The 14,628-nt window shown below is 63.3% G+C and carries 12 protein-coding genes; 8 read left to right on the plus strand and 4 right to left on the minus strand.

What is annotated here, in order from left to right; translation table 11 throughout:
* Positions 1-76 precede the first annotated feature (76 nt).
* Positions 77-739, plus strand: a complete 663-nt coding sequence (locus tag VQ045_RS09425; RefSeq protein WP_327646500.1) for a peroxiredoxin — start codon at positions 77-79, stop codon at positions 737-739.
* A 70-nt stretch (positions 740-809) separates the two neighbouring features.
* On the opposite strand, the gene ldtR is transcribed toward VQ045_RS09425, so the two are convergent.
* On the minus strand, positions 810-1,319 hold the full coding sequence (gene ldtR / locus VQ045_RS09430) for a transcriptional regulator LdtR (protein WP_206455070.1): 510 nt from the start codon (positions 1,317-1,319) through the stop codon (positions 810-812).
* A gap of 158 nt (positions 1,320-1,477) precedes the next feature.
* Complete coding sequence (locus tag VQ045_RS09435) at positions 1,478-1,900, minus strand: DUF6163 family protein (protein WP_327625559.1); 423 nt, start codon at positions 1,898-1,900, stop codon at positions 1,478-1,480.
* Between the two features lie 280 nt (positions 1,901-2,180).
* Between VQ045_RS09435 and hemB the strand changes: the two genes are divergently transcribed.
* The 5 genes from hemB to VQ045_RS09460 all read left to right on the plus strand — a co-directional run bounded on the left by hemB (position 2,181) and on the right by VQ045_RS09460 (position 7,608).
* Positions 2,181-3,215, plus strand: coding sequence for a porphobilinogen synthase (gene hemB, locus VQ045_RS09440; protein WP_442872884.1), 1,035 nt, complete (start codon positions 2,181-2,183; stop codon positions 3,213-3,215).
* A 93-nt stretch (positions 3,216-3,308) separates the two neighbouring features.
* Positions 3,309-3,779 carry an RDD family protein gene (locus VQ045_RS09445; RefSeq protein ID WP_327646497.1) on the plus strand — a complete coding sequence of 157 codons (471 nt, stop codon included), beginning with the start codon at positions 3,309-3,311 and terminating at the stop codon, positions 3,777-3,779.
* A 175-nt stretch (positions 3,780-3,954) separates the two neighbouring features.
* Entirely contained in the window at positions 3,955-5,781 is a 1,827-nt protein-coding gene (locus VQ045_RS09450) for an SLC13 family permease (RefSeq protein ID WP_327625557.1), read from the plus strand.
* Positions 5,782-5,797: 16 nt separating this feature from the next.
* Entirely contained in the window at positions 5,798-6,547 is a 750-nt protein-coding gene (locus VQ045_RS09455; RefSeq protein ID WP_331829935.1) for an arginyltransferase, read from the plus strand.
* Positions 6,548-6,678: 131 nt separating this feature from the next.
* Positions 6,679-7,608: a DMT family transporter gene (locus tag VQ045_RS09460; protein WP_327646493.1), complete on the plus strand. Its 930-nt coding sequence runs from the start codon at positions 6,679-6,681 to the stop codon at positions 7,606-7,608.
* Between the two features lie 57 nt (positions 7,609-7,665).
* Here the strand turns inward: VQ045_RS09460 and parC are convergent, their stop codons facing one another.
* Positions 7,666-9,918, minus strand: a complete 2,253-nt coding sequence (gene parC / locus VQ045_RS09465; protein ID WP_327625554.1) for a DNA topoisomerase IV subunit A — start codon at positions 9,916-9,918, stop codon at positions 7,666-7,668.
* A gap of 214 nt (positions 9,919-10,132) precedes the next feature.
* Here parC and VQ045_RS09470 point away from each other — a divergent pair, with 214 nt between their 5' ends.
* Entirely contained in the window at positions 10,133-11,314 is a 1,182-nt protein-coding gene (locus tag VQ045_RS09470; RefSeq protein WP_331829936.1) for a hypothetical protein, read from the plus strand.
* Positions 11,315-11,394: 80 nt separating this feature from the next.
* Here the strand turns inward: VQ045_RS09470 and aspS are convergent, their stop codons facing one another.
* Positions 11,395-13,275, minus strand: a complete 1,881-nt coding sequence (aspS, locus tag VQ045_RS09475) for an aspartate--tRNA ligase (RefSeq protein WP_331829937.1) — start codon at positions 13,273-13,275, stop codon at positions 11,395-11,397.
* Positions 13,276-13,460: 185 nt separating this feature from the next.
* Between aspS and rnd the strand changes: the two genes are divergently transcribed.
* Entirely contained in the window at positions 13,461-14,618 is a 1,158-nt protein-coding gene (gene rnd / locus VQ045_RS09480) for a ribonuclease D (protein ID WP_331829938.1), read from the plus strand.
* The last annotated feature ends 10 nt before the right edge of the window (positions 14,619-14,628 follow it).

The raw sequence follows: 14,628 nt of genomic DNA on the forward strand, positions 1-14,628 counted from the left end.
GGGACGTCAGGCCGCAGAGTACGGCTGGTCGCCGTTACCTCTGTCGCCGCTGGCACATCGATCCATGGAGGACGTCATGTCGCTGATGATCAACGAGACCGCCCCTGACTTCGAGGCCGACACCACCGAGGGACCCATCAGGTTCCACGAATGGATCGGCGATTCCTGGTGCGTGCTGTTCTCGCATCCGAAAAACTTCACGCCCGTCTGCACCACCGAGCTTGGCTATATGGCGAGGATCAAGGGCGAATTCGATAAGCGCGACGTAAAGGTTATCGGCCTGAGCGTGGATCCCGTCGCCGAGCATGCCAAGTGGTCGGAGGACATCAAGGAGACGCAGGGCGTCGCACCCAATTATCCGATGATCGGCGATCCCAATCTAGCGGTCGCCAAGCTTTACGGAATGCTTCCGGCGAGCCTCACCGGGACGTCCGAAGGGCGCACGCCGGCGGACAACCAGACTGTGCGTAACGTCTTCGTCATCGGGCCGGACAAGAAGATCAAGCTGATCCTGGTCTATCCGATGAGCACGGGACGCAATTTCGACGAGGTGTTGCGGGTGATCGACTCGCTCCAATTGACCGCCGCGCACCGTGTCGCCACCCCGGCCAACTGGAAGCCCGGCGAAGATGTCATTATCGCCGGCTCAGTCTCGAACGAAGAGGCCGAGAAGATCTATCCGCAGGGCTGGAAGGCGCCCAAGCCCTACATGCGCATCGTGCCGCAGCCAAGGAGCTGAGCACCGTGTCAGCCGTCCCGCGACGGCGCCAATGCACCGTCTGCGATGGTCGAGCCACGTGCCGTCGGGATCAGAGGCGGTAGAGGATCTGATCGTTCCAGAAGCGATCGAGCCGTTGCAGCGACCGGTTCATCTTCTGGAATTCCTGCTCGTCGAGTCCGCCGACCTTGTCGATGGAGCCGATGTGGCGATCATAGAGTTCCGCGACGATCGCTGCGACGGCCATACCCGCTTCGGTGAGCGAAACGCGGACGGCGCGGCGGTCCACCCGCGACTTCTGATGATTGATGAAGCCGAGGTCGACCAGCTTCTTGAGATTGTAGGAGACGTTGGAGCCCAGATAGAAGCCCCGGCTGCGCAATTCTCCAGCGGTCAACGTGGAGTCGCCGATATTGAAGAGCAGCAACGCCTGCACGGCATTGATGTCGGTGCGGCCGTTGCGATCGAACTCGTCCTTGATGACATCCAGCAGCCGCCGATGCAGCCGCTCGACGAGTTGCAACGTCTCGAGATAAAGCGACTTCAGTTCGTTCTTCGCCGAGGGCTGCGTGGCGATTTCGCTCTTGATCTGCGCGTTCATAGTATTGCTCCGCTGTTGTCTTGATGGATGTTCTTTTCGACCCCATCTTGAGACCCAACTTACGCGACGCATCTAAAATTCGACTTAAACCGCAGGCTTAATGCAAGCTTACGATTGCCCGAACAATTTTTTTGCTTAACAAGACGTCTCTCGGCGGCTCAGTAGCCGCGGGCCAGCCGCCCCTCGCGCCACGCCATGAGACGCAGAACTCCCAGCAGGGACAGACCGGATGCATGAAATCCGAGCCGCAGTAGCTCGGAGCCGAAGAGCTCGGGAAAGCCGAGATACATCACTGCTTCGACGATCGCGATCAGGACCCAGACGACCGAACCCCAGCCGACCGTCATCCACAGCCCGATACCGGCGACCGGATAAAGCACCGCCAATGTCGGGGCCGCCATCTTCCACCAGATCGGCATCAGGTCGAAGCGCGCGAGGGGGCCCGCTTCAATGCCGACGAGCCGAATCCAGTAGCCGACACCTGCGACGAACATGACAACCGCCGACAAGCGGCAGAGCCAGGTCGTCAAGCTGCGATTCAGGCTCCTGGCCTTGTGTTGCGGCGCAAGTTCGATCGTCACATCTTGCCTTTCCCGGCCTGCTGGCCTGCGAACGCAACGCCGCCGCGATCGCCCTGGGAGAGCGGTCGACGATCGAAACCGATGACCAGGATTTTGCGGCATGCCTGTTCGTGGCCGGACCCTATGGTCGCTCGGGTGACCCCGTCAATCTTGAACTCCCGCCCCTGACGGCATAGGCAAATCCAAGTTGGCGCCTCGTGGGTCCTTATCCGCAGCACCAGGTGAGATACCGGCGCGTCCGATCGCGCGAGATCAAGTACGAACAAAGGACGGGCGTTCCATGAGTCAGCCAAGCGGTTCCCTTTCTTCGATAAGTGAACGTATCGACACCGTGACCGGCGGCATGAGAATGCGGCGGCTGCGGCAGGCGGATTGGTCCCGGCGCCTGGTTCGGGAAACCGCTATCGGAGTCGATGACCTGATTTGGCCGATTTTCGTGCGCAACGGGGACGGCGAGCCGCAAGCCGTGCCCTCGATGCCGGGCGTGTTCCGCTTCTCGGTGGAAGACTGCGTCGATGCCGCGCGCAAGGCCCGCGATCTCGGCATCCCGGTCGTCGCGCTGTTTCCTTATACCGACGCCTCGAAGCGCGACGAAAGCGGTTCGGAGGCGCTCAACCACGCCAATCTGGTCTGCACCGCAAGCCGAGCGATCAAGTCCGCCGTGCCCGAAGTTGGCATTCTTTGCGATGTCGCCCTCGATCCCTATACGAGTCACGGCCATGATGGTCTGCTCGAGGGCGAACGCATCCTCAACGACGAGACGGTGGACATGCTCTGTCGCCAGGCGGTCGTACAGGCGGAGGCCGGCTGCGACATCATTGGCCCCTCGGACATGATGGATGGCCGCGTCGCCTGCATCCGCGCGGCACTCGACGCGGCCGGCCATCGCGACACGCTGATCATGTCCTACGCGGCGAAATACGCCTCAGCCTTCTATGGGCCGTTTCGCGACGCGGTGGGTTCGGGTTCGATGCTCAAGGGCGACAAGCGAACCTATCAGATGGATTGCGGCAATTCCGACGAGGCGATTCGGGAGGCGGCGCAGGACATTGCCGAAGGCGCCGACATGATCATGGTCAAGCCGGGCATGCTCTATCTCGACATCGTCGCCCGGCTGGCGGGCGAACTCGGTGTGCCGACCTTCGCCTACCAGACGTCGGGCGAATACGCGATGATCGTGGCGGCGGCGCAGAATGGCTGGCTCGACGGCGACCGGGCGATGATGGAGAGCCTTGCCGCCTTCAAGCGGGCGGGCGCCGCCGGCGTGCTCAGCTATTTCTCGCCGAAGGTCGCCGACATGCTGCGCCGTCGCTGAGCCGTCCTTTGGGAAGGTGTCGGCACGTTGCGCCAACGCGTCACAGTCCCCATTTCAGCCTCACGCAACCAGGATGACAGAGGGCCAGCCGTGATGGACCGAACCGCAAACCCGTCGAACGATTTTTCGACCACTGATCTGGATCTGCCTCGCCTCTATGAAGGCGTGCGGACGCGACGAATTGCTTCGTTCGTCATCGACTATGCGCTGGTGCTTTTCCTGTCGGTTCCAGCCGCGATTTTGATCTTCCTGCTCGGCATCGTCACGCTGGGAATCGCCTGGGGCCTCTATGCGGTGCTGCTGCCGGTGATCGCCATCGTCTATATCGGCTTCACCATGGGCGGACACCGGCAGGCGACACCGGGCATGCGTTTTGCCGGCGTCCATGTCGCGCGCCTCGACGGCGAGCGTGTCGATCCTGCTGTCGCCGTTCTTCACGGCGTTCTGTTCTGGGCCTCGGCCTCGATCCTGACCCCGCTCGTTCTGCTGGTCAGCCTGTTCACCGCTCGCAAGCAGCTACTGCACGATCTTCTGCTGGGTACGGTCGTCGTTCGCGATCGCTGATCCCGCACTCGTAGCGGCCACCCCGGCGGCAATGTCCGGCAGGCAGCGCCAGCACGGGTGGCGGCCTGAATTCGCGTCCGGTGATCGTCGCCCAACGATGAGCGGGATAGACGCAGGTTGCCAACAAGGGGGCGGAGAACGATAAGGTTCCGCGGTCAACGGAACGCGGCGCCACATGGATTCGATACACGTCTGGGCCACCTATCTCCTCATTCTGGCGAGCGTGATCGGCTATGCTTGGGAGCGATGGCCGATCGAAGCCGTCGCAGCGGCCTCGCTCAGCGCCTTCCTGCTTCTCTTTGCGGTCGCGCCATACCGGGATGCCGCGGGCTTTGCGGTCACGAGCGGCGACCTGCTTTCGGGATTTTCCAATCCGGCGTTGATCACGGTGTTGGCGCTGCTGATTGTCGGACAAGGGCTTTTCGCCACCGACGCGATGGCGCGACCGACGCAGTGGCTGACCCGAATTGGGGGTACCGTCGGCGGGCGCGCCACCGCGGTGGTGCTGCTCAGCGCGGCCTTGCTGTCCGCATTCCTCAACAACACCCCCGTCGTCGTCATCTTCATCCCGATCCTGACGATGCTTGCGACCCAGCGTGGTATCCCGCCGGCCCATGTCTTCATGCCGTTGTCCTTCCTGTCGATTCTCGGCGGTATGACGACGCTGATCGGTTCGTCCACCAATCTGCTGGTCGCAGGCGTTGCCGCCCGTTCCGGCATCGAGATCGGCTTCTTCGACATCACCGTGCCGGGGCTTGCGATCGCTGTCGTCGGCGGAATTTACGTGATCGGGTTCATGCCGCGCATTCTCACGCCGCGCCAGGGATCGGAAGGCCGCGTGGCGGATTCGGGCGGCAAGCAGTTCCTCGGCGAAATCGATATTACCGAAGGCCACGCCTTCGAGTGGCTCACAGCGAGAGCGGGCCTCTTCCCCGGTCTCGGCGATCTGATGCCGCGCATGATCCTGCGCGGCGAACGAACGATCCTGCCACCCTTCGACGACATCACGCTGGCGGTCGGCGACCGCCTGATCGTGACGGCGACCCGGCGCGCTTTTTCCAAGGCGCTGTCCACAGGCAATCTGACGGTCAAGGCGCTGGATCCCTCGGCGGAAACCCTGGGCGACCAGACCAACAAGATCGGCCCCGACATGGTGATGGCCGAGGCCGTGGTCGCACCGGGCTCGCGCTATGCCGGCCGCACGATGCAATATTCGGGTCTGCGCACCCAGTTCGGCATCACGCTCTTCGGCTTGCAGCGCAAGAGCCGTATGGCGCGCTCCGCGCTGTCGGAAATCAGGCTGGAGCCCGGCGACACCTTGCTGCTTTGCGGACAGGCAAGCGCGATCGCGAAGTTGAAGGGCAACCACGACCTGCTGCTGCTGGAATATTCCGCCCAGACGATTCCGCAAAGCGCCAAGGCGGGCCTTGCCGCCTCCATCTTCTTCGCCATCGTTCTCATGGCGGCGACCGGCGCCCTTCCCATCGAGGTGCTCGCCGTCGTCGGCGCCCTCCTAATGGTCGCCACCGGGTGCCTGACGGTCGGCGAAGCGGCGCGCGCGTTCGATCGATCGATATTCATGTTGATCGGCGCCTCGATCGCCGCTGCGGTGGCGCTCGAACGGACGGGCGGCGCCGCAATGATCGCAGAGACCGCCATGACGGCGCTGGCTGGCTTATCCACCGCGGCGATCCTATCGGGACTGTTCCTGGTGATCGCGATCATGACGAATGTGCTATCAAACAACGCCACCGCCGTTCTATTCACGCCGATCGCGCTCGACCTGTCGCGGCGACTGGGAACCTCGCCGGAAGCGTTTCTCGCCTGCGTCATTTTCGCAGCCAACGCGTCCTTCGCAACGCCGATCGGCTATCAGACCAACTTGCTGATCATGGGGCCGGGGCGCTATCGCTTCATCGACTTCGCCAAAGCCGGTGTTCCCCTTGTGATCCTCGTGTGGTTAACATTCTCGATCGTGGCACCGTGGTATTATGGACTATGAGGGGGGCGCGACGGCAGTGACAGTTCATCATCCGCAAACGCCGCAGTTCTTTCTCACCTCGCCCTCCCCCTGCCCGTATCTCAGAGGTCAGTCCGAGCGGAAGGTCTTCACGCACCTCGTCGGCGAGCGCGCCCCGGGCCTGCTCGATCTCCTGAGCCAGGGCGGGTTCCGGCGCAGCCAGAACATCGCTTACAGGCCTGCCTGCGAATCGTGTCGGGCCTGCATTTCCGTCCGCATACTGGTCGACGAGTTCAAGCCGAGCCGCTCGATGCGCCGGATCATGGCCCGCAATCGGGATCTGGTCGGCCGGATGGGTGTGCCGGCTCCATCAAGCGAACAGTACTCGCTGTTCCGCCGCTATCTCGAAGACCGGCATACCCATGGCGGGATGTCGGAGATGAGCGTCCTGGACTACGCCATGATGGTCGAGGACAGCCAGGTCGATACGCGTCTCATCCAATATCGCCTGCGGGGACCGGATTCGTTCTTCAGCGACCAATCGGATTGCGACCTTGTCGGCGTCGCGCTGAGCGACGTGATGGGGGATGGAATGTCGATGGTCTACTCGTTCTTCGAGCCGGGGCAGAGAGCCCGAAGCCTGGGGACCTACATGATCCTCGACCATATCGAGCAGACCAGGAAGCTGGGCCTGCCCTATCTCTATCTCGGCTATTGGGTGAACGGCTCGTCGAAGATGGACTACAAGATCCGGTTTCAGCCGCAGGAGCACCTGATGCCGAAGGGCTGGGAGCGCTACGAGGGCTGAGCGACGCGTCGTTGCGCGCGCCTTTCCCGCCGCGGTGTTTCACCGTCGCCTGCGATGATGCTAAGGCGAAGCATATCAGCAGTTTTCGCCAGCGCCGCTCACTTATCCCGATCTGTCCATAACGGAATTTTATGTCTGTCCCGCCGCAAGCGAGCGAGTCGTCGCCGTCGTCATCCTACGCGCAGGGCCTCGCCCTTGTCGGTTTCGGCGGCTTCGTCCTCTCTTTCGACATTCCGCTCATTCGGCTGTCGGAGAGCGCCTTCTGGACCGTCCTGCTAGTACGCGGCGCCCTCACCTGTCTGGCGGCGGTGCTGATCTGGCGCATAGACCGCTCGCTGTTTCCGAGCAGCCGGAAGCTGATCGCCGGGCGCGCCGGGCTTATTGTCACGGGCATCTATTCCCTCGCGGCCGCGACCTTCGTCTTTTCGGTTTTCAACACCAGCGCCGGCAACGTCGTCTTCATCCTTGCCTTCAATCCGATGTTCTCGGCGCTGCTGTCCTGGCGGATGGTCGGCGAGCGGCCGTCGACAGCGACCCTCCTGGCCATCCCAGCAACGCTCTTCGGCGTTCTACTGATCATCGGAGCCGGCTTCGAGACCGGCAACTGGATGGGCGACTTGGCCGCGCTCGCCACCGCCTTCCTCATCGCCCTCGCCATCACCCTTGCCCGGCGCAGCCGAACCGACATGCGTTACGCCGCGGCGCTTGGCGCCTTCCTGCCGGCGCTGATCGCCGCTCCCTTCGTCGCCGTCGAGGGCATCCATTCCGAGGCGATTGGGTGGCTCGCCCTTAACGGCGCGGTGATCATTCCCATCGCGTTGATCTGCCTGGCGCTCGGGCCGATGTTCGTGCCGGCGCCCATCGTGTCGATGGCATATCTGGTGGAAACCGTGCTCGCGCCCGTCTGGGTCTGGATGGTGTTCAGCGAGCGGTCGACGGATCTGGCGCTTGTCGGCGGCATCGTCGTCGTCGGAACGCTCGTGGTGCACTCTCTCGTCGAGCTCGGTCGCGCGCGGCGCTCCCGGCGGCCGCGTATCGCGGTCGCATCCCGCCACGTGTGACGGGAGCGACAAGCGCTCACCCGGCCATCGATCGAGCCGACGCGATGCGCGGCGAGTTCAGCCTTCGAACTTGTTGGTCTTCGGAAAGCCCTTCGGCACCAGGCGGCCGGCCTGCGCCCGGTCACCGCGCCATTCCAGGAGTTCGGCTTCGGAGCGGGTAAACATCCGGCCGGCGGAATCCGACCAGACCAGACCGCCCGCCATCCCGAAGACCTTGGCGTCCGAGACCCCACCATCCTTGTAACGCTGCAGGCGCACGCCCTTGCCGCGCGCCATCTGCGCCACCTGCGCCAGCGGGAAGACCAGCAGTTTTCGATTCTCACCAACGATCGCGACGTGGTCGCCCTCGTCGACCGTCGGCGCGAGCGCCAACGCGGTCTTGCCGGACAGATTCATCAGTTGCTTGCCCTTGCGCGTCGCCGACAGCATATCGGCCTCCGCAACGATGAAGCCATTGCCGTCGGACGAGACCAGCAGACGACGGCGGTCCGGATCGGACACGAAGGCGATAGCGATGTCCTGCTCGTCGTCGAAGTCGAAGGCGAGACGAATCGGCTCGCCCTGCCCGCGCCCGCCCGGCAGCTTGTCGGCGCCGAGCGTGAACGCCCGACCGCCCGTCGACAGAAATACCAACTTGTCGGTCGTCATGGCATGGAAGGCGAGCTTCAGGCCATCGCCTTCCTTGAAGGTCAATGTCGAGAAATCCGCGAGATGCCCGCGCATGCCGCGTAGGAAGCCCTTTTTGGACAGAACGAGGGTCACCGGCTCCTTCTCGATCAGCGCGACGGCGATGTCGTCGAGAGCCCGGTTGGGCGCGTCGGCGAAGAGCGTGCGGCGGCGTCCGAGTTTGGTCTTCTTGGAATAGGTTTCGCGGACTTCGCGAATCTCGCCGGCAACCGACGACCATTGTTGATCGTCGGAGGCGAGCAGCGCTTCCTTTTCGGCTTTCTCTTCCGTGAGCCGATCGAACTCGCGTCTGAGCTCGAATTCCTCCAGCTTGCGCAAGGAGCGAAGGCGCATGTTGAGGATCGCCTCGGCCTGCACGTCGGTCAATTCGAAGGTCTGGATCAGCACCGCCTTCGGCTCGTCCTCCTCGCGGATGATCCGGATCACCTCGTCGAGGTTGAGAAAGGCGATCAGATAGCCGGCCAGGACCTCCAGCCGCCGCTCGATCTGCCCGAGCCGATAACGCGCCCGACGTACCAGCACCTCGCGCTGATGGGCGAGCCACTCGCTCAGCACGTCCTTGAGCGACATGACCTTCGGCACCTTGCCGCCGGACAGGACGTTCATGTTCAGCGAGATGCGCGATTCCAGATCGGTCAGCCGGAACAGCGATTCCATCAAGAGTTCCGGATCGACGGTCCGGCTCTTCGGCTCGATGACGACGCGCACGTCCTCGGCCGATTCGTCGCGGATGTCGGCGAGCAGCGGCAATTTGCGCGCTTGCAGCAGTTCGGCGATCTTTTCGATCAGCCGCGACTTCTGCACCTGATACGGGATTTCGGTAACGACAACGACATAGGCGCCGCGACCCTGGTCCTCGGTCTCCCAACGGGCCCGGACGCGGAACGAGCCGCGGCCGCTGTCGTAGGCTTCGCGGATCTGCGCATGGTTGTCGACGATGACGCCGCCGGTCGGGAAATCCGGCCCCTGCACGAAACGCAGCAACGCATCGGTCGAGGCGTCCGGGTTTTCGATCAGCTTGAGCGCGGCGTCGCAGAGTTCGGCGGCGTTGTGCGGCGGAATCGACGTCGCCATCCCGACCGCGATTCCCGACGAGCCGTTGGCCAAGAGATTGGGGAACGCGCCCGGCAGGACGATCGGCTCCTGATCCTCCTCGTTATAGGTCGCGCGAAAATCGACCGCGTCCTCGTCGAGGCCCCGCAGGAGCAGCGTCGCAACGTCGGTCATGCGTGCTTCGGTGTAGCGCATGGCCGCCGGGCTATCGCCGTCGACATTGCCGAAATTACCCTGACCGTCGATCAGCGGATAGCGGATGGCGAAGTCCTGGCTCAGCCGCACCAGCGCATCATAGATCGACGCGTCGCCATGGGGGTGGAACTTGCCCATCACGTCGCCGACGATGCGGGCGCATTTCTTGTAGCCTTGGCCCGGATCGAGCCGCAGAACGCGCATGGCATGGACGATGCGCCGATGGACGGGCTTCAGGCCATCGCGCACATCGGGCAGCGCCCGCCCCATGATCGTCGACAGCGCATAGGCGAGGTAACGCTCCTCGAGTGCCGCCTTCAGGTCGATCGCTTCGATGTTGCCGCCGCCCGACGGCGGCTCTACAGCCTTGCCCATGCGGCTGGTCTAGGACAGGACTGCGACCGGAACAACTCCGGAACGTGGTTATTCAAGGATTTGTAGGCGCCTAGGCGAGCGCCTTTACTCTAATTCCGTCGCTCGCCGCCCCTCCCCTTATCGCGACGGGGCTTCCGTCCTACAATAGTACGCGACACCGGTCCGCATTCTCATCGCGCTGCGGCGCGCCCAGGTTCAAGCGAAAGGTTCTCACATGCTCGCCAGGACAGGCATATCCCTCGCCACAACGACGCTGCTGCTACTCAGCTCGACGTCGGCTTTCGCGGTCGACGCCGAGGCATTTGCCGAGCGGCTCAAGGCCGTCGCGCAGAAGCAGAACATGTCGCTGACATTCGACAGCGCGGAAGCCGTTGGCGAGAATGTCGTGCTGAAGGGCGTCTCGGGGGCCAAGGCCGATGGGAAAGGCAAGGTCGTCGAGATCACGTTCGAGAACGTCTCCGGCTCCACCCCCGATGGATGGGACGTCGAGCGGGTCGCGTTTCCGGACTTCGACGAGACCGAGGATAGCACGCGCACGCGAATCGGCGGCATGGTGGTTGAGGGCCTGGAGCTCGTCGGGACCAGCGCGACCGACGTACCGGCGGCGATGAAATTCTCCGACTTCTATTTCGAGAGCGCCACGATCGGATCCGTGGAGGTCGAGAAGGACGGCAAGAAAATCTTCAGCCTCGCGGATGCTTCCTTGAGCAACGAGATCGGCGACGATGGTGCGTTCACGGCGGAGTTCGATTTCGGCAGCTTCACGGCGGATCTCACCTCGGGAGACGATCCAGAAGCCACGAAAACGATCCAGGAGGTCGGTTACAGCACGCTGAGTGGCGAGATATCCGGCTCCGCCACCTGGACCCCCGCGAGCGGCCTCCTCGAGCTCGATCCGTTCGACATCAATTTGAAAGATGCCGGCAGCCTGTCCTTCACTTACGGAATTTCTGGCTACACACCAGCGTTTATCGAGTCGCTGCAACAGCTGCAGCAGCAGATGGCCGCCAATCCGGACAATCAGCAGGCATCCGGCATGGCGGTCATGGGGCTGATCTCACAACTCTATCTGAACGCCGCCGACTTTACCTTCGTCGATGACTCACTCACCGGCAAGCTGCTCGACTACTATGCCGAGAAGAATGGGCAGACGCGCGAGCGGCTGATCGAGGGGCTCATCGGCATGCTGCCGATGTTCCTGTCCTACCTGCAAAACCCGGACTTCCAGAAGGACGTCACCGACGCCGTGACGGCCTATCTCAACGATCCGAAGTCGTTGTCGATCACCGTCGCGCCGGCCAATCCAGTGCCGGCGACACAGCTGATCGGCGCGGCGATGGGCGCCCCGCAGACCTTGCCGAGCGTGCTGTCGCTGACCGTCAGCGCCAACGATTAAACGTCGACGGCCAACCCAGTTGGGGAATGTCCAGCGATCGCTCTCCCCTCCGCGAAAGGCGCGGAGGGGAGAGCGCCTGGTCAGTTTTTCGCCGCCGGCGCCAGACGCAGGCCGAGTTCACGCAGCTGCGCGGGCGAGGCCTCGTTCGGCGCGCCCATCAGCAGATCGTGAGCCTGCTGGTTCATCGGGAACATGGCGATCTCGCGCAGGTTCTTGGCCCCGCACAGAAGCATGACAATGCGGTCGACCCCAGCCGCCATGCCGCCATGGGGCGGCGCGCCGTACTGGAAGGCACGGTAGAGCCCGCCGAAGCGTTCCTCGACCGTTTCCTTCGAATAGCCGGCGATCTCGAACGCCTTCACCATGGTCTCGGGAATGTGGTTGCGAATGCCGCCCGAGGCGATCTCGAAACCATTGCAGACGATATCGTACTGGAATGCCTTGATCGCCAGCGGCTCGTCGCTCTGCAGCGCGTCCATGCCGCCCTGCGGCATCGAGAAGGGATTGTGGGCGAAATCGACCTTCTTTTCCTCCTCCTGCCATTCGTAGAAGGGGAAGTCGATGATCCAGGCGAGCTCGAACCGATCGCGATCGACCAGATTCAGTTCCTCGCCGACCCGCGTCCGAGCGGCACCGGCGAAGGCCGCGAAGGCGTCCGGCCGCCCTGCGACGAAGAAGCAGGCGTCGCCCGCTTCGAGGCCGAGTTGGGTGCGCAACGCCTGCGTACGCTCTGGTCCGATGTTCTTGGCAAGCGGACCAGCCCCCTCGGCTCCACCTACGTTGTCACTTGCAACTGCATTAATTATCGCATCGATCTTGTCAGGATCTCCCTGATCCATATCGAAAGCTTCAGAAGTCGATGGACCTGGCTCCGTTTCGCGCCAGAAGATGTAGCCGAGACCCGGCTGGCCTTCGCCCTGCGCCCAGGAGTTCATCCGGTCGCAGAAGGCCCGCGAACCGCCGGTCTTGGCCGGGATCGCCCAGATCTCGACCGCCGGATCGTTGGCGATCATGCCGGCGAACACCTTGAAACCCGAACCGGCGAAATGCTCGGTCACCGCTTGCATCCCGATCGGATTACGCAGGTCCGGCTTGTCGGTGCCGTATTTGCGGATCGATTCGGCATAAGGAATGCGGCGGAAATTCTGGCTGACCGGCTTGCCGTCGGCGAAACTCTCGAACACGGTGCGGATCACCGGTTCCATCGCCTGGAGAATGTCCTCCTGCTCGACGAAGCTCATCTCGACGTCGAGCTGATAGAACTCGCCGTAGAAGCGGTCGGCGCGCGGGTCTTCGTCCCGGAAGCAGGGCGCGATCTGGAAATACCGATCGAAGCCGGACATCATGATCAGCTGCTTGTATTGCTGCGGCGCCTGCGGCAGCGCGTAGAACAGGCCGTTGTGCAGTCGCGACGGCACCAGAAAGTCGCGCGCACCCTCCGGCGAGGAGGCGGTGAGGATCGGCGTCTGGAACTCGAAGAAACCCCCGTCGCCCATTAGCTGGCGCATTTTCGAGACGATCTGCGTGCGCCGCATCATGTTCTTGTGCAGCGTCTCGCGGCGAAGGTCGAGGAAGCGGTATTTGAGCCGGATATCCTCCGGGTACTCCGGCTCGCCAAACACTGGCAGCGGCAGTTCCTTGGCCTGCGACAGCACCTCGATCTCGCGGGCGAACACTTCGACCGCGCCGGTCGGCAGCTTGGCGTTAACGGTTTCGTCCGAGCGCGCCTTCACTTCCCCGTCGATCCGGATGACCCATTCGCCACGCACCGTTTCCGCCACCGCGAAGGCAGGCGAGTCGGGATCGACGACGACTTGCGTCAGCCCGTAATGGTCGCGCAGGTCGATGAACAACAGGCCGCCGTGATCGCGGATTCGATGGGCCCAACCGGACAGGCGGACGGTTTTGCCGACATCGTCCTTGCGAAGGGCGGCGCAGCTGTGACTGCGATAGCGGTGCATGGCATTCTCTCTTGAATCTGGCCCGGGTCCGGCCGCACGTCGGCGCGCGCAGGCACGGTTTGGCGGCTCGATTGAATCGCGGGGGACAAGCGCACGCAGCTTTCGTCCTGTCAAGATTTCACGGGTGCTGTGGCGCATCCGCCTTTCGCACGGCACCGCGATCGGGCTAAGGATATCGGATGCAAATGATCACCACGACCGCGGACCTTGCCAAGGCCTGCACCAACCTCGCCACCGCCGAATATGTCACCGTCGATACCGAGTTCATCCGCGAAACGACGTTCTGGCCCGAGCTCTGCCTGATCCAGATGGCGTCGGACGATCTTGCCGTGCTGGTGGACCCGCTCGCCAGCGGCATGGATTTGGCGCCGTTCTTCGAGCTGATGGCCGACGAGAGCGTCGTGAAGGTGTTCCACGCGGCGCGCCAAGATCTGGAAATCGTCTACAAGCTCGGCGGCATCTTGCCCAAGCCGCTCTTCGATACCCAGGTCGCGGCGATGGTCTGCGGGTTTGGGGAATCAATCGCCTACGACCAACTCGTCGCCCGGACCACCGATGGGCGCATCGACAAGACCTCGCGTTTCACCGACTGGCGCCGCCGCCCGCTCAGCGAGCAGCAGCTAACCTATGCGCTTGCCGACGTCACCTATCTGCGCGACGTCTATCGCGAGTTGACAAAGCAGTTGGAGGCCGACGACCGCGGCCACTGGCTGGCCGAGGAAATGGCGATCCTGGCGGACCCGGCCACTTACGACCTGCATCCGGACGACGCCTGGAAGCGACTGAAGCTGCGGGTGCGCAAGCCGATCGAATTGCAGGTGATGAAAGAACTGGCGACATGGCGCGAGCGCGAGGCACGCGACCTCGACAAGCCGCGCGGGCGTATCCTCAAGGACGATGCGATTTACGAGATCGCCCAGCAGCAGCCGACAGACGAACAGGGGCTCGGCCGCCTGCGGACGATCCCCAACGGGTTCGAACGCAGCGCTGCGGGGCGGGCGATTATCGCCGCAGTGAGCCGCGCGCTGGCGGTGCCGAAATCGGAGCTGCCCCCCATTCCGCGCTCTCGGCAACTGCCCGAGGGCACCGCGGCGGCGGTCGAATTCCTCAAGGTCCTTCTGAAGATCGTGGTCGAGGAAAAGGGCGTCGCGGCCAAGATGATCGCGTCGGGCGACGACCTGGAAAAACTTGCCTGGAAGGGTGAGGAAGCCGAAATTGCAGCGATGTCGGGCTGGCGCCGGGAGATCTTCGGCGAACGGGCGCTCGGGCTGTTGCAAGGCGAGACCGCCCTCGTCTATCGCAACCGCAAGGTCGAAGTGGTCTCGCTTGAAGGGGACGCGTGAGGCCGCGCGG

This window comes from Aurantimonas sp. E1-2-R+4 (assembly GCF_036549515.1).
GTDB lineage: Bacteria > Pseudomonadota > Alphaproteobacteria > Rhizobiales > Rhizobiaceae > Aurantimonas > Aurantimonas coralicida_A.